This is a genomic window from Streptomyces canus, assembly GCF_041435015.1.
GTDB lineage: Bacteria > Actinomycetota > Actinomycetes > Streptomycetales > Streptomycetaceae > Streptomyces > Streptomyces canus_G.
This window is the reverse complement of sequence record NZ_CP107989.1, coordinates 9,725,089-9,748,612: the sequence shown is the minus strand read 5'-3', so window position 1 is coordinate 9,748,612 and position 23,524 is coordinate 9,725,089. Positions and strand designations below refer to the sequence as shown.

Sequence of the window (23,524 nt, the reverse complement as noted above, 5' to 3'; positions counted from 1 at the left end):
GCCCTCACCGTCCCACGCCGAGGTCGAAGACGATCCGGGCCTTGACCTCGCCCCGCAGGACGTCGTCGATGGACTCGTTCACGCTCGCCAGCGGGCGGGTCTCGTGGATGACCCGGGTACGGCCGGCCGCGTGCAGCTGGAACACCTCGGCGAGGTCCTGCCGGGTGCCGACGATCGAACCGATCACGCTCGTGCCGTTCAGGACGGTGTCGAAGATCGGGACCTGGATCGTGCCGTGCGCGGGCAGGGCGACCATGACGAGCTTTCCGCCGCGCCGCAGCCCGGAGTTGACGGCGGCGAAAGCGGCCTCGTTCACCGCGAGCGCGATCGCCGCGTGGGCTCCGCCGTACCGCTTGAGCACCTCGCCCACGTCGTCCTTGCGGGCATCGATCACCAGGTCCGCGCCGAGTTCGGCGGCGAGTTCCAGCTTCTCGTCGGTGACGTCGATCGCGGCGACCTGCGCCCCGGCGATCTTCGCGTACTGCACGGCCAGGTGACCGAGGCCGCCGACGCCGGAGATCGCGACGAGCTGCGCGGGCCGCACGCCGGCGACCTTGAGCGCCTTGTACGTCGTCACGCCCGCACACGTCAGCGGGGCGGCGTCGAAGGCCGTGACGCCGTGCGGCACCGGCTGCGCGAAGTCGGCCCAGGCCAGCATCTTCTCGGCGTACCCGCCGTCACAGCCGTAGCCGGTGTTGATCTGCCGCTCGCACAGCGTCTCCCAGCCGGACAGGCAGTGTTCGCACCGCCCGCACGCCTTGCCCAGCCAGGGCACGGCGACGCGCTGCCCGACGCTCAGGTGGGTGACGCCCTCGCCGAGCTTCTCGACCAGGCCGACGCCCTCGTGACCGGGGACGAAGGGCGGGGTCGGCTTGACGGGCCAGTCGCCCCGGGCGGCGTGGATGTCGGTGTGGCACAGCCCGGAGGCCTCCACCCGGACGCGGACCTGGCCGGGGCCGGGCTCGGGGTCGGGCCGGTCCTCGATGACCAGAGGTTCGCCGAAGGCTCGTACGACCGCTGCCTTCATGATGTCTGCTCCTTGGGGGTGAAGGTCAGTTGTGCGGGACGACGGCGACGGGGGCGGTGGAGTGATGCAGGACGGTGTGGGTGACCGAGCCGATGTGGGCGCCGAACGGGCTGCGCCGGATGCGCCGTCCCACGACGACCAGTGAGGCCTCGCGGGAGGCGTCGACGAGGTGGTTGCCGGGGCTGCCGTAGGAGGACTCCCCGGAGACCTCGACGTCCGGGAACTTCTCGCGCCACGGGAGCAGGACCTCGGCCAGGGCGGTGGTCTCGGACCGGGCCAGTTCTCCGTGGAGTTCCAGGTCGACGGAGAGCCCGTAGGCGTAGTACGGCGGCGGGTTCCACCCGTGGACCACCCGCAGGGATGTGCTCCGGCGGACGGCGGCCGCGAACGCGAAGGCGATCAGCTCCTCGTCGGGGCTCTCGATGTCGAGGCCGAGGACGACGGGCCGGAACGGGGCTGCGGCGGACGGGATGCCGACCGGGTCCATCTCGTGCTCGTCGGCAGCCTGCTCGCCGGCCCTCACCAGGACGACCGGACGCTCGGCATGCGCCACGACGCACAGACCGACGGAACCGACCATGAACCCGCCGATCCCGCTCAGCCCACGGGAGCCCAGGACCAGCAGCTCGGCGTCCTTCGCCGCGTCCGCCAACGCTTCGGCGGGCCGGCCGGACAACTGCTCGGTGATCACGTCGAGGCCGGGGTGGCGCAGTCGGATGCCTTCGGCCGTCTCCCGGGGGATCCGCTCGGTCCAGTGCTGGTGGGTCTCGGGACCGAGGAGCGGCGCCTGGGCCATGGGGGCCGGAACCGGCTCCCAGACCTGGACCAACTTCAGCGGCAGGCCGAGCAGTTGTGCTTCACGGGCGGCCCACTCGGCCGCCGCCCGGCTCTCGGGAGAGCCGTCGAGGCCGACGGTGAGGGTACGGGTCATGATCTCCACCTTCTGGATCGGGGGTCCCGATTCGAGCTTGGTCTTCGGACGTTGGCCGCCGGCAGGGGCCACAGGTCCCTGCCATGGGCCGACCGGCCCTGGCCCGCGTCGATGTGGTGCGGCGGACCCTGCCGACGGGCCCGCCGCGCCTCCCGCGCTCACCGCAGCCAGCGGCCGCGACGCACCAGCGGGAGCTTGGCCCAGACCCTGCCGAGGCCGAGGGTTTCTCCGGCGGAGGCTGCGGCCAGGGCGATCAGGACGACGGCGTAGATGAGGTGGTAGTCCGCGAAGGGGTTCGTCGACATGCTCGGCGAGCCGTCGGAGAGGTGCTGGGCGGGCGGCCACTCGGCGACCCACATCAGCGCCATCATCACGGTGCCCGCGACGGCCGCGAACCGCAGTGCCACCCCGGCGATCAGCGCGACGCCGATCCCGAGCAGACCGAGCATGAACAGCCAGTCGGCCCAGGTGTCCCCGGCCCAGGAGTGGAAGGTGGACTCCATCGGCCCCGCGGCCACACCGCCGAGGAAGCCCTTGGTGGGCGAGCCGCCGTCGATCCAGCCCTTGCCGGACTGCGTGGCGTAGCCGAGGCCGAAGGTCTTGTCGAGGAAGGCCCACAGGAAGACGAACCCGGTGAGCAGACGCAGCGAGGCGAAGGCAAAGGCCCGCGCCGTCTGCGTGCCGGTGCGTGCCGACACCGCCGAATCGGAGCCGGAGGCGGTCCGGTTCCTGCGGAAGTTCGGCAGGTGGAGGCCGGAGTTCCGGTGAGGGTGCTCGTGCACGGCCATGGTGGTGATCCCTTCGGGGAGGAGCGAGAAGGTCCGTTCGGTACCTGACGCCCCTCACTCTCGTCGCGTACGGCGGCTGCCACGGGATGCCGAAGGTCCGTGACCTCAGGACTGAACGGCCCTGTTTTCAGGGACCGTTGGGGTGAAGTCCTCGTTGAGCAAGCCGTCAGGCCATGCGCCCGGAACTGCTCCCGCTCGACCGAATGTCGCGTCGGGCTCGGCGTGTCACGCGCGGGGAAGGGGAGGAAGCCGAGGGCCTCGTACGTCGCGACGCCCAGCTTGTGGAACGGCAGGACGTCCACGCGCTCGACGGAGCCGGGCCGGGCCACGAAGCCGGCCAGGCCATCGATGGCGTCCTGGTCATCCGTCCGTAGGGCGTGTGGTTGCCTGGATGAAGTCCCGCACGTCGACGCGCTCGCGCCGGCCGGGTCCCGCGCATTCCGACCAGGCTCCGGCCGCCCGGATGTCTGCTGCCGCGGTGATGGTCATCGCCGGTCCCCTCTCAGTGCTGTCGCCACGCCGCCGGGAACCGCCCGGCAGCAGGGACCACCGGGCCATGACCAGGGGACCGGTGAGGGGCGCACGCCCAAGCCGATGGGGCCGGTCGGCCCTGGTGCGACCGGCCCCGGCGAGCGATGATCGTGCTCGCGGGCAACCCGCAGCCCGTACGTCGCCGGGAACGAGGGGCCGTCATGACCGGGACACGCAGCTTCACGGAGCAGGATCCGATCCGTGTCTTCCTGCTCGACGATCACGAGGTCGTACGACGCGGTATCACCGACCTGCTCGACGCCGAACCGGATATCTCGGTGGTCGGTGACGCGGACACCGTGGAGCACGCCCTCGTCCGCGGCCCGGCGCTGCGCCCGGACGTCGCCGTCCTCGACGTACGCCTGCCGGACGGCGACGGCATCACGGTCTGCCGGGAGCTGCGCAACCGGATGCCGGAGCTGGCCTGTCTGATGCTGACCTCGTTCGACGAAGAGGACGCACTGCTGGACGCGATCATGGCCGGGGCCTCGGGCTATGTGCTCAAGCAGATCCGGGGATCCGACCTGGCCTCGGCGGTGCGTACGGTCGCCTCGGGCCAGTCGATGCTCGACCCCGCGACCACGGCCCGCCTGATGCGCTCGCTGCGCGCCGAACCCGCCGCGGCACCCGCCCCGGCACCCGAACTGGCCGGCCTGTCGCCCCGGGAGCGGGACATCCTCGCCCTGATCGGTGACGGCCTGACCAATCGCGAGATCGGCAAGAAGCTCTACCTGTCGGAGAAGACCGTCAAGAACCACATCTCCCGGCTCCTGGCCAAACTCGGTGTCCAGCGCCGCGTCCAGGCCGCGGTCCTGGCGTCCCACCTGGAACAGCCGCACCCCGGCGGCCGTCCCACGACATAGCTCCGCCCGGGCCGTTCGGAGCCCACCCGGGCCGGACGGCCCCTGCTCCTCCCCGTGTGCCGGGTGCCACGCTGACCCGGTCACCGAGAAGCCCCGACGCTTTCCTTCGGCGCAGGGCGGGGAGGAACCCCCGATGCGTACCACCGTCCTCGACGCGACAACCCTGGAGACGCTGGTCTCCGCGGCCGTGGCCGCACCGTCGATCCACAACACCCAGCCCTGGCGCTTCCGCCTGGACTCGGACGCGCTCACGCTGGAGATCCGCGCGGCCACGCGACGCCGCCTGCGCCACATCGACCCGGCCGGACGGGCCCTCCACCTGTCCGTCGGCTGCGCCGTACTGAATCTGCGGATCGCGATCGAGCACTTCGGATGGGAACCGGTGCCCCGGCTGCTCCCGCGCCCCGACGAGCCGGACCTGCTGGCCACCGTACGTCTGGGCGGCAGCGCCAGGACATCCTCGTACACCTCGCTGTACGACGCCGTGTGGCGTCGGCACAGCAGCCGATTCCCCTTCTCGGAACGGCCGTTGCCCACCGCTGTGATCACCGAACTCACCGAGGCGGCTCACGCGGAAGGGGCACGGCTGCACCACCTTTCACCGCACCGGGCCGACAGCGTGCTCCGGCTCACCAGGGAGGCGGAGCAGCGCAACACCACCGACACGGACCGCGCGAGGGAAAGCCGCCGCTGGGTGACGGAAGGAAACGGCACCGGCCTGGGCATGCCATCAGAGGTGCTCGGCCCGCAGGACTACCGGGAGCACATCCCGATGCGGGACTTCGGCGCCCACCGGCACGCGCACCCCGCTCGCTCCTTCGAGCAGCAGCCGTCGATCGCCGTGCTGTCCACCGCCCACGACCGTCGAACCGACTGGCTCCGCGCGGGCCAAGCTGTGGAACGGGTTCTCCTCGTCGCCACCGCGTATGGCATCCGGGCGTCCCTCCTGCACCAGGCACTGGAATGGCCGGACCTGGCTGAACGACTCATGCCGTCGCCGGACACCCACCCCTCCCACGCGCAGATGGTGATCCGCCTCGGGTACGGCCCCGAAGGACCGGCTTCGCCCCGCAGCAACAAGTCCGTGCCGGCGCGGTGAGAGGCGGCCGTACCGCTGTCAGACGCGAGCGAGTTCCGCGGCGCCGAATGAGACGTCGAAACGGTCGCACCAAATGCTCACGCTGTTGTATCTCGACGGATCCACGTCCCTGGGCAGGGCGTAGTTCTGGCTCCCCTTGTTGCCTTTGAGCCTGCCCAGGCTGACGTACGTCCCGTCGTCGAAGACATGCCAGCCGGCCTGCCCCTCCTTCACAGGGGCGTCGGTCAGCCAGACACGCAGATCCGGCCCATTGCTGGTGTCGAGGTTCTCCAGTCGGACGACGTGGGAGCCGTCGGCCAGCCGTACGAGCTTCACCGTGCCCGATGTCGCATGCTCGTGGCTGATCAGCTCTCCCCTGGCCAACGTCTGCGGACCGGTGGCCGAGGGCTGCTCGGAGGGCTTGTACGAGGGCGCCTCAGCAGGAGGAGCGGACGTCTCCACCACCCCGGGCAGGGCCTCCTCGACGGTCTCGTCCTGCCACAGTTTCCACGGCTGGAACCAGTACAGTCCGAAGGCAACCCCACAGGCCACCACCAGCACCGCGATGACCAACGGTCTGGTCTGCACCTTGCGCCCGCGCCCCATCCCTGCCTCGTCTCCTGGGAGTTGATTGTCTGCCCATTCAACGGCGACGGGCGGCCGTCCCGTACCCCGCGAGTGATGACGGAATCCTTACGGAGCGGTGTGCACTGACGCCTCCTGGTCTGGTTCAGCGGTGCTCGGGGTTGTCGGCCCCGGGCCGGCAACCGGCGTCCCACTCCGTGCGCTGATTGCCGTGGGCAGGGATCCCTCCGGCGCGCTTGAGCAGGGCCGCCAGGTGCATCAGGTTCCAGGTCATGAAGCTGGTGTTGCGGTTGGTGAAGTCGTTCTCCGGGCCTCCCGAGCCGGGGTCCAGGTAGGACGGACCGGGACCCGCCGCACCGATCCAGCCCGCATCGGCCTGCGGCGGGATGGTGTAGCCGAGGTGTTGGAGGCTGTAGAGGACGTTCATGGCGCAGTGCTTCACGCCGTCTTCGTTGCCGGTGATCAGACACCCGCCGGCCCGTCCGTAATAGGCGTACTGTCCCGCGGAGTTGAGGAGGCTGGAGCAGCTGTACAGCCGCTCGATGACCTGCTTGGTGATCGAGCTGTTGTCGCCCAGCCAGATCGGCCCGGCCAGCACGAGGATGTCCGCGGCCATCACCTGCTCGTACAGCGCGGGCCAGGCGTCCGAGGCGAAGCCGTGTTCGGTCATGTCCGGATAGACGCCAGGGGCGATGTCGTGGTCGACGGCACGGATCTCGTCCGTGGTCACCCCCCGAGCGTCCATGATCGCCCGGCTCTTGTCGATGAGCCCCTGGGTATGGCTCAGCTGAGGGGACGGCTTGAGTGTGCAATTGATGAAGAGCGCACGCAGGTCGTCGAAGCGGTACTTGTCCTCGGTTGGGGCGGGCGATGCTGCCATGGCGGCCTCCGGGAGGAGAGCGGACGGGGGCGGGGACGGAGACTTCGCGCCGTCCCCGGCGGAAGCGTCTCGCGGAATGCGCGCGTTGTCCCGCTGCGACGCACCGGCGCACGGCGGGTTCCACTGACATACGGCTCCGCTCCCGGGGCCAAAGGCACCGGCGTAGAACGCGAGCGCGGGTAGCCGCCCTGTTCGTGCCTGATGGTCCAGCGCGATCCACCAACGACGCCCGGGGGCCTCTACATCTCCTGTCCCTGCAGGCCGTGTGCGTGGCCGATCCGCAGGAGCTGCGACAGCACGTCGGCGCGGCGCAGCAGTGGTTCGACCACCTCTTGCCTGACGTCTACGCGTTCCACAGCGGACTGAAGGCTCCCGATGGGGGCCTCGCCGCGCCTGCGGGAGCAGTTCGGGAAGCCCTCCGATGTGTCACGACGTGCAGCCATCCCGTGCCTCCTGGCAGAACGGGCCCGCGGGTCTCACCCGCCGACCGCGTTTCGGAGCGGGTGCGTGACCTGCGGTTGCTGCCCTGTGCTCCTGGGACACCTGGTGCCCGTAGAGAAGACCGGTAATCCTTCCCAGGGGTTGTGCGGCACCCTGCGGAAGCTCGGCAATCACACTGGCGTTCTCCCTAGGGCTCGCGTCAGCCGATCCCGCCGATCTCCACCAGCACCACGACATACGCGCACACCAGCCCCACCTGCGCGAGGAACACGAGCACGGTGTGGACGGCGAGTTGCCCGGGCCGCCCGCTCCCGAGGCAGGCACGCGCCGCCCGGCTCACCCGGGGAGGGGACCGCCTGACGGCCCGTGACTGCCGTTCGAGCGCCCGCCGCAGCGTGCGCCGCCCGGAAGTGGAGGTGATGCCGAGCCGTACCCCGTGTGCGTCGCGGACGAGGAGGACCCGGTGGACGGTGCCGTACGCGAACGTCGTCTGCAGCCGGACACTCGTGATGCGGCTCAGGTCGACGGACCGCATGCCGGTCAGGGTCCGCGCGGTCAACCTGGCCGACGAGCAGCGCGTCGACCCACGTTCCGTACACAGCTCGACGAAGAGCAGGAAGGCGAGGGGACCGGTCAGCAGCCCCAGCATCGTCCCCGACCGGACCAGGGCGCCGACGGCGAAGGGCAGCCCGAGCATCGCCACGACCAGGCCCAGACCCGCACACGCTCGCCGGCGGGTCGTGGCCGTGTCCGGCAGCTCCCGAGCCAGCGGCTCCCGACCGGTCCGTGGCACCTCAGTGCTCCTCGTGGACAGGCGCCCAGCGATCCGCGAGCCGACCCTCGTTGTTGGCAAGGAGCCGGCGCGGGTCGACTGCGCGGTTGATCGCCGACTCAACGGCCGCAACGCGCTCGGCCAGCAGCCCGAGGGCGGCAACGGCGCCGGCGAGCGCAGCGAGATGGGGGTCCCCCCGGCCGAAGGTTGGGGGAGGGTCGCCCTCGGGGCCACCCAGGGTCTGCGTGCGGACGTACGCCGCCTTCAGCTCGGACCAGCGCGCGCTCTGCTCCGTGGTCAGCGTGTCACGCAGTTCGGCCAGCTTCAGCAGATTGGCCTCGGCTCCGGTGGTGAGAGTCCGGGCCTCGGCCGTGTAGTGGTCGTCGATCAACGCCGCCAACTCGGTGTCGTTCATGACCGGCTGGATGCGCTGGGTGATCTTGTTCATGTTGCGGTAGGAGCCCTGGAGGCGGAAGGGCGGCTCGGTGCGGGTCGCGTCGGTCCGGGCGGCCGAGGCGATGTAGGCGGCGTTCACGGCCAGGACCGTTTCGCGTGCCGTCAGCAGGTGGCGCAGCACGGCCAGGATCCGCTCCAGCTCAGCGGGCCCATAAGGATGGGTCAACCGGTCGGCACGGGCCGTGGTGTCACCGTCGGCCAGGCGGATCAGCAGGTCGAGGTCGGTGCGCTCGCGGCCGGCCAGCGGGGCGAGGACCGGGTTCGAGGTCAGCGCGTTCTCGATGAAGCTGAGGGCGAAGGCGTCCGCCTTGCCGGTCAGGACCTCCCCCAGGTTCCACACGTCGGCGCGGTTGGCGAGCATGTCGGGCACGCGGAAGCGACTGCCGGACTCCGTGTAGGGGTTGCCGGCCATGCAGACCGCGAAACGCTTGCCCCGCAGGTCGTACGACCGCGACTCACCGCCCCGCACGCCCTCCATGCGGCGGGTGGCGTCGCACAACGAGATGAACTTCTGGAGCAGTTGGGGTGAGGTGTGCTGGATGTCGTCGAGGTACAAGAGGGTGTTGGTGCCCGCCTCCAACGCGAAGTTGATCTTCTCGACCTCCTGGCGGGCCGTGGCGTTCGGGGCTTCGGCCGGGTCGAGAGAGGTGACGGAGTGTCCCAGCGCCGGGCCGTTGACCCTGACCAGGATCAGGCCGAGGCGGTCGGCGACGTACTCCATGAGCGTCGTCTTGCCGTAGCCCGGCGGGGAGACGAGCAGGAGCAGACCGCCGGTGTCGGTGCGCTCGGACTCACCGGTGGTGCCGAGCTGTTTGGCGAGGCTGTCGCCGATCAGGGGCAGGTACACCTCGTCGATGAGCCGGCTGCGCACGAAAGCGGACAGCACCCGCGGCCGGTACTCGTCCAGCCGAATCCGGGTGCGCTCGGCCGCCACCAAGGCTGTCCGGCGGCGCTGGTAGGCACGGTGGGCGGGGACCTCGTGGGCGCGGAACTCTCGTGTCCGGGCGAGGAGTTCGTCGACACGGATGGTGAGCGTACGGCCGATGATGCGTGGGTGGGTGCCGAGCAGCCCCTCGACGGTCTCGGTCAGCGGGGCGTCGGACTCGTAGCGGGCCAGGTCCGGGCACAGCTCGGCGGCCACCGCCTCGGCCAGATCACCGGAGGCGAGATCCGCGCCGGTTGAGGCCGCGTACGACGACAGCCACGCCTCGACCAGCTGCCGGCGGGCGGCCAGGTCGCCGAGGGCGGCGAGGTCGTCGTCGTAGGCCGACGTGCCCACCGTACGACGGAACGTGTCCAGCAGGGTGCGGCAGCCTCCGCTGACCACGAACCCCTCGGGGCCGCTGGTCAGCTCGTCGAAGAGGTACGCGGCGGCGGCATCCGCGGCCTCTCCGGTGATCGCCTGCGCGAGCTCCCCCCGCAGATCGCCGATCGCGGGCGCCAGGCCGAAGGTGTCCCTGGCGCGCGCCAGGGACACCGCACGCCGGGTCCAGCTCCCGCGCGCCTCGGGCGTGGTGCGGTGCGCCCAGAACAGCTGAGCGGTGGCGCGGGCCGCCGGCTGGTGGCGGAGCAGGCCTGCGCCTTCGTGCAGGCGCAGCACCGCGGTGAGGATCAGCACCGCGTCGTGGTCGTGGACTCCCCGCTCGTATCCCTCGTCGTACGCCGTCTGTGCCGCCTGTCGAACCAGGACGGGAAGGTCGTCGGCCTCCGCGAGAGCCGCCGGGCCGTTTTCGTCCAGGAGCCGGGCGGCCAGGTGTTCGGCGCGGTAGACCTCGGGCGACTCGGAGGGCAGCGGGCGGTGCCAGTACGGGCGGGTGGCGGCGAAGTCGGGGTCGGTGACCGGGGAGCGGTAGTCGGTGCCGGTGAGTGCGAAGGCGAGCGTGTCGCCGTGCGGGATCAGGGTCAGGTCGAGGGGCTGGGTGTTGACGGCGAAGTGGTGGGTGCCCAGGCGGAGGGTGCGGCCGTCGTCGCCGTACAGGTCGGTGCGGTCGCGCAGGGCGCGCAACGCCTCCTGACGGGCGGACTTGAGGCGGCCGTCGAGTTCCTCCGCGCGCACGGGGTCGCCAAGTCGGCGCAGCTCGTCGGCGAGGCGGCCGACCTTGGCGGACATCGGGTCGGAGGCGAAGTACGTGGCGACGGCATCCGCGTCGGGGAGGGCGGCGGAGCGCCGGGTGAGCGTCTCCATGACGCGGGCCGCCGAGTCGGCGAGGCGTTCGGTACGGCGGGCGCGGGCGTCGGCGAGGGTCTGCTTGCGGGCGGCGAACGCCTCGAGACCCTCCTCGCGCTGGTCCGTGAGGTCGCCCAGGAAGTCGTCGTACTCGGCGAACCGGGACTCCAGGCTCTCCACCTGCACGAGCAGGCGGGCGAGTTGCTCGTCGCAGGTCTCGGGGCTGTCGGCGGCGGAGAGCGCGCCGGTGACGGCCTGGCCGAGCAGGGCGAACTCGGCGGCGAACTCGGCGCGTCCCTCGCGGTCGGACAGTGCGCGGCGGCGGCCGACGAGGCTCGCGCGGGCGCGGTTGACACCACCCAGTACGTCGGCGATGCGCTCCAGGATGGACGTACGGACCGTCGCGTCACCGAAGTCGAGGCCGGCCACGACGTCGGTCACCGTCCGCAGCCCGTCGGCCAGTTCGTCGAGGCGGGCGGCGAGACGTGCCGCCTCGGCGACGGTGGCGATCGCCTCGGCGTCGGCGACAAGTTGCTCGATGTCCGCCCGATGGCCGGCGAAGGCGTCCTCGCGGGCGAGGTGGGTGACGGCCCGCTGCCCGAAGGCGGCCAGGTCCGACTCCGCGTCGGCGGCGAGCTCGTCGATGCGGGGCGTGTCGGCGTACCGCATGCTCTTGAGGGTGAGCAAGTGCCCTTGGGCCTGCCGGAGTTCGGTCAGCCCCGACACCCAGGCGGCGGCGCTGCGCGGAGACTCGCCACGCAGCCGCCGTACGACCATGGCGACGCGCGTGGCCGCGTCAGCGAGCGCGTCGGCGGCCTGGCGGGTGAGGGCCTGGACGGTCTCGAACTCGGCCAGCACCTGCTCGGCGGTGGACCTCACCTGCGTGAGCGGCTCGAGCAGGTCGCCCAGTTCGCTCTCGGCCAGCCAGTGGGAGGAGTCGGCAGCCCGGACGCATGCGGTGACCAGGGCCTCGTAGACCCCGCTCGTCGGGGTGACCCCGGTGACCGCGCGCGCGAGGGACAGGCAGTCGGAGATGCCGCGCACGAGGTCGGCGTTGCCGAGGCGGGCCAGCGGGCCGCTGCCGACCGGCTGGGCGGCGGCATGGGTGTCGGAGACGTACGGGGAGTGCCACAGCTGGAGGGGGTGCACGCGGGCCGGCTCGGCGCTGTCGGCGCGCAGGATCATGAGCGTGCCGTCGTCGAAGAGGGCCCAGCCGTGGCAGGACAGGGGGGTGGCGATCTCCTTGCGGATCATGTTGTACGGCAGGAGCAGGCTGCGGCCTTCCTCGCGCGCGTGGAAGACGAAGAGGACGTCCTCGCCGTTCGGTGAGCGCACCTCGCGCTCGAACTCCAGGCCCTCGGTGTCGAGGTCGTACGTCTTGTCCGCGCCGGTGGCCGGGCAGTAGCCGCCGGGGAAGACGATGCCCTGGTCCTCGGGCAGGCGGCGGCAGGCTTGGCCGATGCCGTCGAGGCGGACGACGTTCTTGGTGAGGGTGTTGAAGACCAGGTAGCGGTGGACGTCCTCCTTGTAGGGAAGGACGTCCAGCAGGATCAGGGCGCCCACGCGCGCGTACGCGATGTCCGCGTCGGCGAGGGACTGCAGTGGTTCGGCGACCGGCTCGGAGTAGATGCCCTCGCCCGTCTCGGTGTCGTCCTCGACCTTGACGGTCAGCGTCCCTGCCACCGTCTCGACGAAGACCTCGCCCTGGACGGAGACGTGCGGGTGACGGCCGAGGACGTGGTCCTCGCGGGTTGTCCGCGTCCACGGGACGTCGTGCGAGGGCGGGAAGGCGTGATCGCGCTCGCCGCGCGCGTCCAGGAAAGTTGCCCGGCCCTCGTCGGTGAGCGCCCAGCGCAGCACGCGAATGTCGTCCGTCTTCTCCCCGGTCTGGAAGACGGCCAGCAGTTTGCCGCCGGTGCGGCGCAGTTGGAGGAGGTGGGCCTGGCGGTAGTAGCGGTAGAGGGCGGCGAACTCGCGGACGAAGGCGGGGTCGTCGAGCAGGCCGGGCACGGCGTTGTCGGGGAGCCGCTTCAGGTCGCGGTCGTGCAGGGTGAAGACGTCACCGACGGTCGTCTCGGGCCCCCGGCCGGGGAAAAGGTTGTGGCCGAAGAGGACGGCGTCGCCGAGGGAAACGATGTCGCGGGGGACGCAGGTGTGTGCCGTGCGCAGCCGCTCGGTGCGCGTCAACTCCAGCCGGGTGGAGCCGAATTCCTTGGTGCGACGGGAGTTGAGCGCCTCAGCGCGGCGGGCGAGTTCGCCGGCCTGCGCGGCGAGGCGGTCGCGCAGCACCTCGTAGGTGCCGGTGTCCGGACCGGTGGTCATGGGGTCCCTCTCGGAAGTCGGAAAATACGTGGTCCGGAGCTGCCGTCCCCTGTGCGGCAGCTCCGGACCACGGGCCGGGTGAGGCCGTGTCCCGCAGGTCGGGTCCTGGCCGTGCCGGTCAGGACCCGGCGGGTCAGGCCCTTGCGCTGCCGTTGAGCGCGGCGAGCGAGGTGTCGGCCAGGCCCAGCTCACCGGCCCTGTCCAGCAGTTGCTTCACCTCTCCGGTGTTCGTGTCCGCGCTGTTCATGAGCTTCCTCAGCAGGGCGGACACGGTCAGGTTCCGCACGTCGGCCGTCGAGACGGAGCCGAGAACACGGCTCAGGTCGTCGGTGAACCTGGAGGTGCCGTCCAGCCAGGGCTGCGCGAGCGCCTGCGCGGTCTCGGAGTGCTGCATGAAGCCGTCGACGCCCTTGCCGAGGGCGATGGAGGACATCAACCGGTCGAAGAAGACCGACTCCCCACCGACAATGCTGATGTCGGCGTTCTCCAGCCCGGTGGCGAGCACCGTGGCCTGTGCCTCGGCGACCTGCCGCTGCACGTCAAGACCGGCGAGCCGGATGTCCTTCTCCGCCTCCAGACGCAGCCGGTACTCCTCATGACCGCGGGAGGCGTCGTCGAGCGCCGCCATCGCGGCGGCCTTCTCGGTCAGACCGGCCGCTTCGGCCTTCAGCTTCTCGCCGATGCCCTCCGCCTGCGCGAGCGCCTTCGCCCGGGCGCCCTCCGCCTCCGCGCGCATGCGCGCCTCGGCGGCTCCGGCCTCGGCGCGGCCGGCCTTCTCGATGACCTCGGCCTCCTTGTCACGGACCTGGACGGCCGCGAGCCCCTCGGCCGCGGATTCGGCCTGGACCCCCTCGGCGAGCCGCAGCTTGGCCCGCGCGTCGAGGTCGGCACTCTTCAACCGGGCCTCGGCCAGGGTCACTTCCTCCGCGGCGCGGTGCACGGCGGCCTGCTCGGCGGCTTCGGCGGCCTTGATGTCCTTGACCAGCTGCTCCTGCGCCTCGGCCTCAGCGGCGATGATCACGGCCTGCCGCTGCCGCTCCGCCTCCTCGACGGCACGCAGCTTCTTGATGGACTCCTCCTGCTCGGCGACCGTACGGTCCACCGCGATGCGCTCGCGCACGACCTCGGCGATCTCCCGCTTCTCCGCCTCGACCTCCTTCGAGGCGGAGATGCGGGTCAGCTCGGTCTCCCGCTCCCGTGCGATGACTTCGAGGAGCCGGTCCTTCTCGATGCGCTCGTTCTCGATGGCGATGACCCGCTCACGGTTCTTCTGTGCGACGGCGACCTCGCGGGCCTGGTTCTCACGCTGGATACCGAGCTGCTCCTCGGTCTTGAGGAACGCGCCCTGCGCACGCAGCCGCTCCTCCTCCACCACCCGAGCCGTCTCGGCCTCCTCCCGGGCCCGGACGGTCTCGATCTCGCGGCGCTGCTTGATCTCGGCGTCGGCCTGACGGCGCTCCAGCTCCAGGATGGCCTCGCGGGCGTCGACGTTCTGCCGGGTGATCTCCTTCTCCTCGGTGCGCTGGAACTCGTTGGTGCGCACGTGCTCGATGGCCGTCAACTCGGTGATCTTGCGGATGCCCTGGGCGTCCAGGACGTTGGCCGGGTCCAGTTGGGTGAGCGGCGTCTGCTCCAGATAGTCGATCGCCGCGTCCTCCAAGTGGTAGCCGTTGAGGTCGACGCCGATGACCTCGATGATCCGGTACCGCAGCTCCTCACGCTTGGTGTACAGGTCGGTGAAGTCCAGCTGCTTGCCGACGGTCTTCAGCGCCTCGGAGAACTTCGCGTGGAACAGCTCCTGGAGCGTGTCCCGGTCGCTGGCCCGTGCCGTCCCGACCGCCTGGGCGACCTTGATGACGTCCTCGACGGTCTTGCTGACCTTCACGAAGAACGAGATGCGGATGTCCGCACGGATGTTGTCCCGGCAGATCAGCCCGTCCTTGCCGGCCCGGGTGATCTCGATGGTCTTCACCGAGATGTCCATCACCTCGGCCTTGTGCAGCACCGGCAACACGACCTGCCCGGTGAAGGTCACGTCCACCTTCCGCAGCTTGGAGACGATCAGTGCCTTGCCCTGCTCCACCTTGCGGAACAGCAGGGAGACGACGAGTACGGCGAGCAGGCAGGCAGCGACGAGCACGCCGATACCCGCGATCATGGCAGTCATGGCATACGTCCTTGAGGCGTAAGGGAGTTGAGCGTGAGAAATACAGGTGCCGGGTGGCATCCGGCGCCCTCGCGGCTCAGGCGGCGCGGTCGCCCGGCCAGAGCGCGGTGCCGGTCGACGCGCCCCCGCAGGGATCCGGGCCGCCGGCATCCCGCGCTCCGCCTGTGGTGCGAGTTTCGCTCAGCCCGGACAGCGCGGGTTCGTCCGGGAAGCGGCGGTGCAACAGCCGTACGATCAGGCAGGTCATGCCCCAGGCGGCGAGCAGTGCTCCCACCGGGAGGATGAGGCGCAACAGCCCGGTGGCAGGTCCCGGAGCCGCGAACACCACCAGCACAACCGTCGCCCCGACGCTCAAGGACCAGGCGATCACCGTCAGCAGCGAGACGGCGACCATCGCGGGAACCCCGTCCAGGCGCCACCTCCGCAGGTCCACGTCCGCGTCGAAGGTGTCGACGTCGGTGACGCCCCCTGCGACCAGCAGCCAGAAGCACGCGAGCACGACGAGGGCCGCGGTCAGCAGGATCGTGGGCGGCCCCGTGGCGGCCACCAGAAACGTCCGCATCCCCCGGTCCCCCTCCCCAGCCGCGCCGCACAACCGTCGAGTGCGACGGTGCACGGCCCCTTCGGACTCCGGTGCAGGACACCTGCCGGTATCCGGCACCGGAACCATCCGCCGTGCTCCCCACGACCATGCTGCACGATCGAATCCCGGCGGCGCATTGCCGATTCCCGGCAGTGTTCACCAAGGTCTGCCTGCCGGTGGCCGTGAAGAATCCGTCATCGACGCGTCAAGAATCGGGGACGAAGTGACCGACCGGGAGACGCCCTGGCAGTATCTCGACGGCTACGACAGCATCCTGACGGACGTCTCGGCCACCGGCCGACGCCTTACCCGGCAACAGATCGACCGCGTACTTCGACTCCGGCTGCGTCGCCGCCGAGGCCGCACGCCGCCTGCCCCTCAGCGTGCGCGCGCTGACGTACCGCCTGGAACGCATCCACAAACTCACCGGCGCCAACCCGGCCGATCCCGCCCACCGTTACTTGCTCCAGACGGCCGTGATCGGCGCGCGGCTGCTGGACTGACCGGCCAAGGACCTCTGACCCAGGTCCCATCCGTCGCAGGAAGGTGCGCCCTCACCGGACTCACATCCGTAGTCGCGGAACGGTACATGGCTATCGGAGACAGGGCTGGGGCCGGAGCCCATGTTCGGCAGAGACGCAGGGGCATCCGCACCGCACCCCTGCCCATGGACCGGTTGTGGCCACCAGCCCGGCCGCGGAGCACTTGCAGCTGATCCGCCCCGACGCCTGACGTGCTGGTCGGAGAGGCTCTGTCACACCCACGTGGGACCGTGAGGAGATGGACAAGCGGCGCGCGGTCGACGCCGCGCCGGTCACCACGCGCCCTGAGCCGAGGAAGGCCGCGTCATGACCGACATCGACACACAGTTCCTGCGCAGCCTGTTCGACGAGGAAGGCAGCCTGCACACCGCCGGCCGCACCGCCCTGTACCGGCTCCACGGCCCCGAAGGCCTGCTTTACGTCGGCATCTCCACCTGTCCGCTCACCCGCATCCGCACCCACCTGCACCAACAGCCCTGGGGCCGCCGCGTCATCGCCATCCAGATCGACTACCCCGACGACGCACACGCAGCCGAGCGTGAAGCCGTCCAAGCCGAACGGCCCCTGCACAACGTCGTCTTCAACGGGACCGCCCCTCCCCCACCCCCCGACCGGGCCGCACGACTGAGGTCCGCACTCGGCGCGCAACAGCGACGGCTGGACGAACTCGAGGCGGTCGTACCCCAGTCCGCCACCCAACCTACGCCTCATCCTCCGCGGCATCACCCCAGCGAAGACAAGAATCGCGAAACTCGCCCGAGAAGTCGAAGAAGCCGAGTCCGCACAACCCTCAACCGGACGGCAGACCAGACGGGCCAAGCCGTAGGCGCCGTACAGGCGGGTCACCCCCTCGCCAACACCCGGTCACTGCTGATCCGACCGACTGCCCGACTGGCGCAGGTGTGCGTCGATCAGAGCGAAGGTGGCTTCCGGCTGTTCGATCTGCGGAAGATGGCCGGCCTTGGGGACGACTTCGAGTCGGCCGTCGCCGAATGCTGCGGCGTACGCGGCGCCGTAGGCAGGGGTGACGATGCGGTCGCTCTCCCCCCAGAGCAGAAGGGAAGGCACCTGGACCTGCCCGAGCCGGCGCAGCAGCGTGGGGTCGTGCATGTAGGGATCGCCGGCGAGGATGCGCATGGTGGCCATGTTGGCTTGTCTGCGCGCGAGTTCCTCGCCCGGGATGCCGGCCGGGTCGAGGTAGTAGCGGTCCGGGTCGTGCCAGGAGTGCTCCGCAACGCCGCGGGCGTCAAGGGCGAAGAAGTCCGTGATGGGTTCCGTCTCGACCTGCACGCCCACCGCGTCGATCAGGACGAGGCCGGTGATGCTTCCCGCACTGTCGCGTGCGGCCATCTCGGCGGCTATCCAGCCCCCGAGGGAGGAGCCGACGACGAGAACGTCGCGCAGTCGGCGTTCGCGCAGCATGTGCAGATAGGCGAGGGCGAGGTCGTCGATGCCGGTGAGCCCGGCGGGGCGGCGGGCGCCGTCCCAGCCGGGGTGCACGGGTGTGATCGTGTGGGCGGTGCGGGAGAGGTGCTGGGCGAGGCCGGCGACGGTGGCGGGGCCTCCGCCGCCGTGCAGGACGAGGACCGGCCTGCCTGTTCCGGCCTCGGACAGGGTCAGGGACAGGTCGGTGTACATGGCTGATGCGTTGATGGACATGCCGACCATAGTAACTAAACATCTTTATATAAGCTAGCTTGGTCATGGCGTAGACTCGATGCATGCACGTTGAGCTGCAAGAACTCGGCAGAGCGGTCAAACAGGCCCAGTACCGTCAGCATCGGGCCCTCGACAGCGCCCTCCAGGCCATCGACACGACACTGGCCCAGTGGGACGCCCTGCGCGCGATCAGCCGCTCCCCCGGAGCGTCCGCCCGTGAACTGGCCGCAGCCACGTTCCAGACCGAACAGGCCTTCGGGACACTCGCCGGCCGCCTCACCGCCCAGGACCTCGTGGAACGCCGACCAGGACACGGCCGGCGCATCGAACACCACCTCACACCCGCCGGCCGAAGAATCCTGGCGGCCGGCCACAAGATCGCCGACGAAGTGCTCGCCGACTGCTTCTCCGCCCTGCCGGACGCGGACCGCGCAACCCTCCTCGATCTGCTTCAGCGCCTCACGACTCTTCCGCACACGCCTGCCTGCTCGCCTGCCGACGAGTGACTGCTCCGCGGGGCTTGGCTTCGGCTGGACGTGCGCGGCAAGATCGCGGCACGGACTCCTTGGACAGTCTGTTCAAGTACTGACGTCTTGCGGACTTCGCGCCGAGGATCGTGTCTCCGACCTGAACTCTGCGTTCCGCGACCCGGGGGTCCGCGCTGTGCTTGCCGCCATGGGCGGCAAGGGCAGCTATCGCATCGTCGACGACCTCGATGACGAAGGGACGGCCCCGCCACCAGCACCGGGCCGTACGTCAACCGGCGGGTTTGATGCGGAGGACGGCGGTCGAATCCAGGATGTCGACGACCGTCAGGCTCATGGCGTCGTTGATGGTCGCAGCCGGGCCCTCGCCGCAGCTGAACCCGACACCGCCTCCGCCGTCCGACGACACGCTGCCGCCACCGGAACAGCCCGAGATGCTGTAACCCGACCCGGTCAGCTGAGCGACCATGTTCACCTCTCCGTCGGCGATCGCGGTCACCTTGATCGGCCCCAGACCGTACGCTTCCGGAACTGTCACGGCGTCTCCCACGGCGACCTTGATCTCGCACGTCCCGTCAGCACATGGTCCCGTCGGCGAGGGCGACGGCGTGGCCGTCTGTGTGCGATCGGACGCCGACCCGGATCCGGACCTGCCGGCCTGGCCTCCGGCGGAGGGCCCGTCCGAAGAATCCGAGGAACACGACGTGAGGACGGCGAACACGCAAGCGACAACCAGGGCAACGGCGGGGGTGGATGACGTTCCTCTACGCAACATGATGGCCATTCAACCCCCGCCACCGTCGCCCGGGCAGGTGCGCCACAAGACCTCCCCGGGAACGTTCACCACCGCCACCGCAGGTCTTGCAAGTACCCCTGCGGGCGGCAGGTCAGCCCGGAAGCCTGCTCTCCGCCGCGTGTCCCCCGCTTCTCAGGCGCCGCTCCAGGGATCCGCCCTGCGCGCCAGCTTCTTCGCCCGGCGGCGTGCGTCCGGGGGGAGACGGTGGAGGACCGTACGGGCCGCGCGGCGGATGGGCGGGACCGATGTGGTGCGCAGGTAGATGCGGTGTGGGAGCGTGGCCCGGCCCGGTGGGCGGACGGCGAGGCGGAGTTGGCCGGCCGCGCCGCCCCAGCCCGAGACCACCAGGTGGGGTGGAGTACCGACCCTGACCGAGCCGAAGCCGAGACCGGGGACGGGGACGGGGACGACCCCGGGGCCTGGGCCGACACCGCGCGTTGCGGTGTCGCTGCGTGTCACCCGCGCCCTGCGGCCCACACCGAGGAGTTGGGCGCTCGCCCACACCACGTGCGTGCCGGGCTCCATCGGCCGGCCGCCGGCCAGGGTGAGGGGGTCGATGGCTGTTTCACCGGTGAGCACGACGCGGTGGCGGCCACCGCCGAGCGGCTGCGTGCGCGGGGTCAGGTCGGCGTCCGGGTACCACCACAGGTCCTGGGCCGTGTCGTGGACGAGGAGTTCGCCGTAGGCGTGGCCAAGGGGGTGCGGGGCCTCCCAGCCCTCGGCGCCCTTGATGCCGTCCAACAGGTCGGGGTCGAGGAGCATACGGCCGTAGCGCTCGACGAGGGCGAGGGGTTCACCGTCGGCGCGGCGCATACCGATCGTGGTGGTGACGTGGAGCTTTCCGTCGCGCCAGCGGATGTCGTCCACGGTGACCTCGGGCCTGATGCGCTGGGTGCGGCGGGTGAGTTCGACGAGGGAGTCCAGGTGGCCCTCCTCCAGCAGGTGCGCCCGGAGTCGGGTGAGTGCGGGGAGGCCGTCGCGGACACCGGGCGGGTAGGCCTCGAGGGCCATGGCGCGTACGACGTCGAAGTAGCGCTCGAGGTTCTTGCCGGTGCGCTGGAGAACACGGGGCTCACCCACCGGACGGAGGAGTTCGACGCGGTAGGAGCGGCGGAGCAAGTGGTTCTGCAGGGGGCCGGGTCGGGTCTCCTGCTTGATGGCCTCGACGACGGTGCGGAGGTGACCGTAATAGTCCTCCGGGGTGGAGGCGCGGCTGCTGGTGTTGCCGCCGTCGTCCCGGCGTTTCCATACGTAGCAGGGGTGGTCGGCGAGGATCGAGACCGTCTTGGCGCGCAAGTAGGCGCGGACCATGAACAGTTGGTCCTCCAGCCGCACCGGGCCCTCGGGGAACCTGAGGTCGTGGGCGAGCAGGAAGTCGCGGCGGAACATCTTGTGCGGGGTGAGGCTTTCCATGAGCGGTGCGTCCTCGACCGTGCAGCGCTCCAGGGTGCGTTTGAAGACGTTGCTGGGGCCGGCCATGGTGCCCACGACCTTGCCCAGGACGATGTCGGAGCCGTTGCGGGTGGCCAGTCGGTGCAGGTGTTCGAGGGCCGTCGGGGTCAACTCGTCGTCCTGGTCGACGAATTGGACGTACTCCCCGCGGGCCTCCCGGATGCCGACGTTGCGGGGTTTGCCGGGCCAGCCGGAGTTCTCCTGGTGGATCACGCGCACATGGGCGTGCTTGCCCGCCAACTCGTCGAGCCGCTGCGCGGAGTCGTCGGTCGAGCCGTCGTCGACGTAGATGATCTCGTACGCGTCATCCCCCAGGGTCTGACGTAAGAGTGACGGCGCACATATGTCTATGTAACGACCCGCGTTGTAGACGGGCACCACGATGCTGACCTTCAGCATGAACGCTCCCCCCAACGGAGACTATGCGTCTCCTGTTGTTCATTGGACGTTCAGGCTCTGACAAAGGTTGTCTTACGCGAAACAATCGGTCGACTGTCTTCAGAGGTCGTTTCTCCCGTTGTTCCGTCCCCACCTCTGGTGGAGTCGTTCTCCGAGGTGGGCGCGACCCCTGCGGCGCGCACCCGCCGACGATCACGGCCATGCTGGAAGCGACGGAGCGCACCGACGGCAACCGGGGTCAGGGGTACGAGGCGGTGAGACGATGACGATCGACGTGACAGTGCGGCGCCAGATCCCGCTGCCGCCCGAGCGGGTGGCGGCGTACGCCATGGACTGGCGACACGACGCCGAGTGGACGCAGGGCATCCGTAGGGCGGAGCTGACCCGGCAGACGGACGGCGGCGGATTCGGGACGGGCGCCGAGGTCACCCGTACGGCGTACTTTCTCGGCCGGCGCATCGACTACGTCCTGCGTGTGGCCGCGTACGAACCCCCGAGGCTGCTGGACATGGTCTCCGTGGTCGCTCCCATGCCGATGCACGTGACCTACTCCTTCGAGGCGCACCCGCGCGGCACACTCGCAGCCATCCGGGTCCGCGGTGGCCCCGACGGTGTTCTGCGCCTGGCATCACCCCTGCTCGCCCGCCAGGTCCGTTCCTCCCTCACCAAGGATCTGCGTGACCTCGAGCGCAGACTCTCCGAGCGGCAAGGAGACATCTGATGGCGTACGACGAAGGGCTCGCCGAGCGCATCCGCCAATACCTCGGCGCGGATCACGACATCACCGAGAAGCGCATGTTCGGCAGCATCGTTTTCCTGTACCGGGGCAACATGGCCGTCGGCGTAACCGGCGACGAGCTCATGGTCCGGATCGGTCCCGACGCCGCCGACGCGGCCCTCGCCCGGCCCGGGGCGCGCGTCTTCGACATGACCGGCCGCCCGATGCGCGGCTGGGTCGTGGTCGCCGGGTCCGCCGTGACGGAGGACGAGGCCCTGGGAGCGTGGATCGACGAGGGACGCGCCTTCGCAGCGAGTCTGCCGCCCAAGTAGTGGTCGCGGCCGCTGCCATGTCCCACGGACCATGGGCGCGACGGCGGGCGCGGCCCTGGGGTGCGGTGGGTTCGCGGTCCCGGCGGGAGTGCGTTCGCGCATCACCCGCCGGGCCACGACCCCTTGGCCAAGCGGCCGGCCGGTCCGGGTATCACTGGGACCCCAGGAGTGGAACTTCTTCGGAGGCATACCCGAGCCGTCCCCGGGCCGGCTCGGCGGCCGCGTCGTAGACGCCGATCAGATCGGGTTCACCGACCGGCTCCGGGGCGTCGGTTCCGCGGTCCCACCGCGGTGGGCATCCAGTACGGCTTCCAGTTGAAGTAGCGGATCAGGGCCGGCGATCCGCAGGACGACCGTGTCCGCGCCGGCCGTCGCCAGAGCACGAAGACGCTCGGCTGCCTGCGAGGCGGGGCCCGAGACGGTGAACACCTCGTGCGGCGGGCGGCCGAGCCAGGCGCCGTGGCCCTCGATGTGCGGGTGCAGGACCCGGGCCACTTCGTCGGCGTCCTCACCGACGCAGGCGAAGGCGAAGACCGTCAGGGCGTGGTCGGACGCGGCGCCGCCCTTGGCGGTCAGCACGCGGGCGTTCTCCAGGTCGCGCGGTCCGTGGCCCTCAGTGATCACGGTGCCGTCCGCGACCCGGCCGGACAGTTCCAGGGAGCGAGCGCGCACAACGCCCGCGACCACCGGCGGCACTTCGGCGGGCGGATGTGTCAACTGGACTCCGTCCAGGTGCACTTCGCGGCCCGCGAGTTCCACCCGCTCTCCGTGCAGCAGGGCGCGTACCGAGGTGATCGTCTCCTCCAGCAGGGCCAGCGGGGAACGGGCCGCGGCGCCCACCTGGGCCATCCACTCCTGCACCCCGTGCCCGATGCCGGCCACCAGCCGTCCGGGGAACACCCGTGCCAACGTGGCCAGTTCCATCGCCAGAAGCGCCGGGCTGCGCAACGGGGCCGGGGCAATGCCGATGCCCACCTTGATGCGTTCCGTGGCTCCCAGGGCCACGGCCGCTGCCGACACCCCGCCGTTCCACCCGAGGTCCTCCACCACCCACACGTCGTCCACGCCGAGCGCCTCTGCCTGCCGCGCGAAGTCGGGCAGCCCCTCCGGGGCCCAGTCGCGGTCGTACATCACGCCGATCCGTACGTTCGTCATACGCGGAACCTATGTGGCGGTGACAGCTCGTTCAACGGGGTATCCCGGCGGGGGTGACAGCCACCTCGACCAGCCTCGGAGCGCGGGCCGTTGCACACGCAGCGCGGGTCGGTCGGGCGCGTGGCCGCCCAGGCCTCCGTTCAGTGCCGGCGCTGGAGGGCCGACATACGCGGGAGGTGGGCGACGGCTGCGGGTGGCAGGTCGGGGAAGGCGGGGCGTGAGGACACCGTGCGGCGATCATCGTGATCGGCGGCGCCGGCAGCCTCCGGATCGAACCAGGAGCGGTGCGCGCCGAACTCCGAAGAGTCCTGTACACCGTCCTCGACCAGCTCGGGCTTCGTTCAGCGCCGCTTCACCATCGGCCACTGAAGACCAGAGCCCAGATCGCCGTGGGG

At 70.5% G+C, this 23,524-nt stretch carries 19 protein-coding genes and 2 pseudogenes; 7 read left to right on the top strand and 14 right to left on the bottom strand.

Translation table 11 applies throughout. The annotated features are described in order from the left end of the window. Positions 1 to 4: 4 nt before the first annotated feature. From OG841_RS44385 to OG841_RS44375, 3 genes are all read right to left on the bottom strand, one after another. Entirely contained in the window at positions 5 to 1,027 is a 1,023-nt protein-coding gene (locus tag OG841_RS44385; RefSeq protein ID WP_328636171.1) for a zinc-dependent alcohol dehydrogenase, read from the bottom strand. 25 nt (positions 1,028 to 1,052) lie between these two features. Beyond that, entirely contained in the window at positions 1,053 to 1,958 is a 906-nt protein-coding gene (locus OG841_RS44380; protein ID WP_328636172.1) for a universal stress protein, read from the bottom strand. A gap of 158 nt (positions 1,959 to 2,116) precedes the next feature. Beyond that, positions 2,117 to 2,746, bottom strand: a complete 630-nt coding sequence (locus OG841_RS44375) for a hypothetical protein (RefSeq protein WP_328636173.1) — start codon at positions 2,744 to 2,746, stop codon at positions 2,117 to 2,119. 692 nt (positions 2,747 to 3,438) lie between these two features. Between OG841_RS44375 and OG841_RS44370 the strand changes: the two genes are divergently transcribed. Together OG841_RS44370 and OG841_RS44365 are read left to right on the top strand one after the other, a co-directional pair. After that, positions 3,439 to 4,140: a response regulator gene (locus tag OG841_RS44370; RefSeq protein WP_371569994.1), complete on the top strand. Its 702-nt coding sequence runs from the start codon at positions 3,439 to 3,441 to the stop codon at positions 4,138 to 4,140. Positions 4,141 to 4,273: 133 nt separating this feature from the next. Beyond that, positions 4,274 to 5,239, top strand: a complete 966-nt coding sequence (locus OG841_RS44365; protein ID WP_328636176.1) for an Acg family FMN-binding oxidoreductase — start codon at positions 4,274 to 4,276, stop codon at positions 5,237 to 5,239. Positions 5,240 to 5,257: 18 nt separating this feature from the next. Here OG841_RS44365 and OG841_RS44360 read toward each other — a convergent pair whose 3' ends face one another. The 7 genes from OG841_RS44360 to OG841_RS44330 form a co-directional block, all read right to left on the bottom strand. After that, the gene (locus OG841_RS44360; RefSeq protein WP_328636177.1) at positions 5,258 to 5,824 is read right to left on the bottom strand and encodes a DM13 domain-containing protein; all 567 of its coding nucleotides are present in this window, start codon (positions 5,822 to 5,824) and stop codon (positions 5,258 to 5,260) included. Between the two features lie 124 nt (positions 5,825 to 5,948). Then, complete coding sequence (locus OG841_RS44355; RefSeq protein WP_328636178.1) at positions 5,949 to 6,683, bottom strand: flavodoxin family protein; 735 nt, start codon at positions 6,681 to 6,683, stop codon at positions 5,949 to 5,951. Between the two features lie 239 nt (positions 6,684 to 6,922). Further along, positions 6,923 to 7,126 carry a hypothetical protein gene (locus OG841_RS44350; protein WP_328636179.1) on the bottom strand — a complete coding sequence of 68 codons (204 nt, stop codon included), beginning with the start codon at positions 7,124 to 7,126 and terminating at the stop codon, positions 6,923 to 6,925. 197 nt (positions 7,127 to 7,323) lie between these two features. After that, on the bottom strand, positions 7,324 to 7,917 hold the full coding sequence (locus OG841_RS44345; protein ID WP_328636180.1) for a hypothetical protein: 594 nt from the start codon (positions 7,915 to 7,917) through the stop codon (positions 7,324 to 7,326). 1 nt (position 7,918) lies between these two features. After that, the gene (locus OG841_RS44340) at positions 7,919 to 12,841 is read right to left on the bottom strand and encodes a DNA repair ATPase (protein ID WP_371569991.1); all 4,923 of its coding nucleotides are present in this window, start codon (positions 12,839 to 12,841) and stop codon (positions 7,919 to 7,921) included. A gap of 133 nt (positions 12,842 to 12,974) precedes the next feature. Beyond that, positions 12,975 to 15,008 carry a flotillin family protein gene (locus OG841_RS44335; RefSeq protein WP_371569989.1) on the bottom strand — a complete coding sequence of 678 codons (2,034 nt, stop codon included), beginning with the start codon at positions 15,006 to 15,008 and terminating at the stop codon, positions 12,975 to 12,977. Positions 15,009 to 15,084: 76 nt separating this feature from the next. Next, complete coding sequence (locus tag OG841_RS44330) at positions 15,085 to 15,570, bottom strand: hypothetical protein (protein WP_328636183.1); 486 nt, start codon at positions 15,568 to 15,570, stop codon at positions 15,085 to 15,087. 344 nt (positions 15,571 to 15,914) lie between these two features. Between OG841_RS44330 and OG841_RS44325 the strand changes: the two are divergent. Then, positions 15,915 to 16,094: pseudogene (locus OG841_RS44325) on the top strand (helix-turn-helix domain-containing protein); the annotation flags it as partial. A gap of 903 nt (positions 16,095 to 16,997) precedes the next feature. Here the strand turns inward: OG841_RS44325 and OG841_RS44320 are convergent. After that, positions 16,998 to 17,792: an alpha/beta fold hydrolase gene (locus tag OG841_RS44320; RefSeq protein WP_328636185.1), complete on the bottom strand. Its 795-nt coding sequence runs from the start codon at positions 17,790 to 17,792 to the stop codon at positions 16,998 to 17,000. Between the two features lie 62 nt (positions 17,793 to 17,854). On the opposite strand from OG841_RS44320, the gene OG841_RS44315 reads away from it, so the two are divergent. After that, complete coding sequence (locus OG841_RS44315; protein WP_365120451.1) at positions 17,855 to 18,298, top strand: MarR family winged helix-turn-helix transcriptional regulator; 444 nt, start codon at positions 17,855 to 17,857, stop codon at positions 18,296 to 18,298. Further along, positions 18,237 to 18,500: pseudogene (locus OG841_RS44310) on the top strand (LD-carboxypeptidase); the annotation flags it as partial. The gene OG841_RS44315 and the pseudogene OG841_RS44310, both read left to right, overlap by 62 nt. Before the next feature lie 48 nt (positions 18,501 to 18,548). Here the strand turns inward: OG841_RS44310 and OG841_RS44305 are convergent. Together OG841_RS44305 and OG841_RS44300 are read right to left on the bottom strand one after the other, a co-directional pair. Beyond that, on the bottom strand, positions 18,549 to 18,815 hold the full coding sequence (locus OG841_RS44305) for a hypothetical protein (protein WP_328636187.1): 267 nt from the start codon (positions 18,813 to 18,815) through the stop codon (positions 18,549 to 18,551). Between the two features lie 390 nt (positions 18,816 to 19,205). Further along, a complete protein-coding gene (locus OG841_RS44300) occupies positions 19,206 to 20,924 on the bottom strand; it encodes a glycosyltransferase family A protein (protein WP_365120449.1) in 1,719 nt (572 codons plus the stop codon). Between the two features lie 262 nt (positions 20,925 to 21,186). On the opposite strand from OG841_RS44300, the gene OG841_RS44295 reads away from it, so the two are divergent. Continuing rightward, positions 21,187 to 21,645 (top strand): SRPBCC family protein, encoded by a 459-nt coding sequence (locus OG841_RS44295; RefSeq protein WP_328636189.1) that lies wholly within the window; start codon positions 21,187 to 21,189, stop codon positions 21,643 to 21,645. After that, a complete protein-coding gene (locus OG841_RS44290; protein ID WP_365120446.1) occupies positions 21,645 to 21,974 on the top strand; it encodes a TfoX/Sxy family protein in 330 nt (109 codons plus the stop codon). Before OG841_RS44295 ends, OG841_RS44290 begins: the two co-directional genes overlap by 1 nt. 237 nt (positions 21,975 to 22,211) lie before the next feature. Here the strand turns inward: OG841_RS44290 and OG841_RS44285 are convergent, their stop codons facing one another. Beyond that, entirely contained in the window at positions 22,212 to 23,129 is a 918-nt protein-coding gene (locus OG841_RS44285; protein ID WP_328636191.1) for an LLM class flavin-dependent oxidoreductase, read from the bottom strand. Positions 23,130 to 23,524 lie beyond the last annotated feature (395 nt).

What these genes read in the sequence shown, in the direction of transcription:
- OG841_RS44385 (WP_328636171.1), bottom strand. Translation starts at nt 1,027, where the DNA reads ATGAAGGCAGCGGTCGTACGAGCCTTCGGCGAACCTCTGGTCATCGAG.
- OG841_RS44380 (WP_328636172.1), bottom strand. Translation starts at nt 1,958, where the DNA reads ATGACCCGTACCCTCACCGTCGGCCTCGACGGCTCTCCCGAGAGCCGG.
- OG841_RS44375 (WP_328636173.1), bottom strand. Translation starts at nt 2,746, where the DNA reads ATGGCCGTGCACGAGCACCCTCACCGGAACTCCGGCCTCCACCTGCCG.
- OG841_RS44370 (WP_371569994.1), top strand. Translation starts at nt 3,439, where the DNA reads ATGACCGGGACACGCAGCTTCACGGAGCAGGATCCGATCCGTGTCTTC.
- OG841_RS44365 (WP_328636176.1), top strand. Translation starts at nt 4,274, where the DNA reads ATGCGTACCACCGTCCTCGACGCGACAACCCTGGAGACGCTGGTCTCC.
- OG841_RS44360 (WP_328636177.1), bottom strand. Translation starts at nt 5,824, where the DNA reads ATGGGGCGCGGGCGCAAGGTGCAGACCAGACCGTTGGTCATCGCGGTG.
- OG841_RS44355 (WP_328636178.1), bottom strand. Translation starts at nt 6,683, where the DNA reads ATGGCAGCATCGCCCGCCCCAACCGAGGACAAGTACCGCTTCGACGAC.
- OG841_RS44350 (WP_328636179.1), bottom strand. Translation starts at nt 7,126, where the DNA reads ATGGCTGCACGTCGTGACACATCGGAGGGCTTCCCGAACTGCTCCCGC.
- OG841_RS44340 (WP_371569991.1), bottom strand. Translation starts at nt 12,841, where the DNA reads ATGACCACCGGTCCGGACACCGGCACCTACGAGGTGCTGCGCGACCGC.
- OG841_RS44335 (WP_371569989.1), bottom strand. Translation starts at nt 15,008, where the DNA reads ATGACTGCCATGATCGCGGGTATCGGCGTGCTCGTCGCTGCCTGCCTG.
- OG841_RS44330 (WP_328636183.1), bottom strand. Translation starts at nt 15,570, where the DNA reads ATGCGGACGTTTCTGGTGGCCGCCACGGGGCCGCCCACGATCCTGCTG.
- OG841_RS44320 (WP_328636185.1), bottom strand. Translation starts at nt 17,792, where the DNA reads ATGTCCATCAACGCATCAGCCATGTACACCGACCTGTCCCTGACCCTG.
- OG841_RS44315 (WP_365120451.1), top strand. Translation starts at nt 17,855, where the DNA reads ATGCACGTTGAGCTGCAAGAACTCGGCAGAGCGGTCAAACAGGCCCAG.
- OG841_RS44300 (WP_365120449.1), bottom strand. Translation starts at nt 20,924, where the DNA reads ATGCTGAAGGTCAGCATCGTGGTGCCCGTCTACAACGCGGGTCGTTAC.
- OG841_RS44295 (WP_328636189.1), top strand. Translation starts at nt 21,187, where the DNA reads ATGACGATCGACGTGACAGTGCGGCGCCAGATCCCGCTGCCGCCCGAG.
- OG841_RS44290 (WP_365120446.1), top strand. Translation starts at nt 21,645, where the DNA reads ATGGCGTACGACGAAGGGCTCGCCGAGCGCATCCGCCAATACCTCGGC.
- OG841_RS44285 (WP_328636191.1), bottom strand. Translation starts at nt 23,129, where the DNA reads ATGACGAACGTACGGATCGGCGTGATGTACGACCGCGACTGGGCCCCG.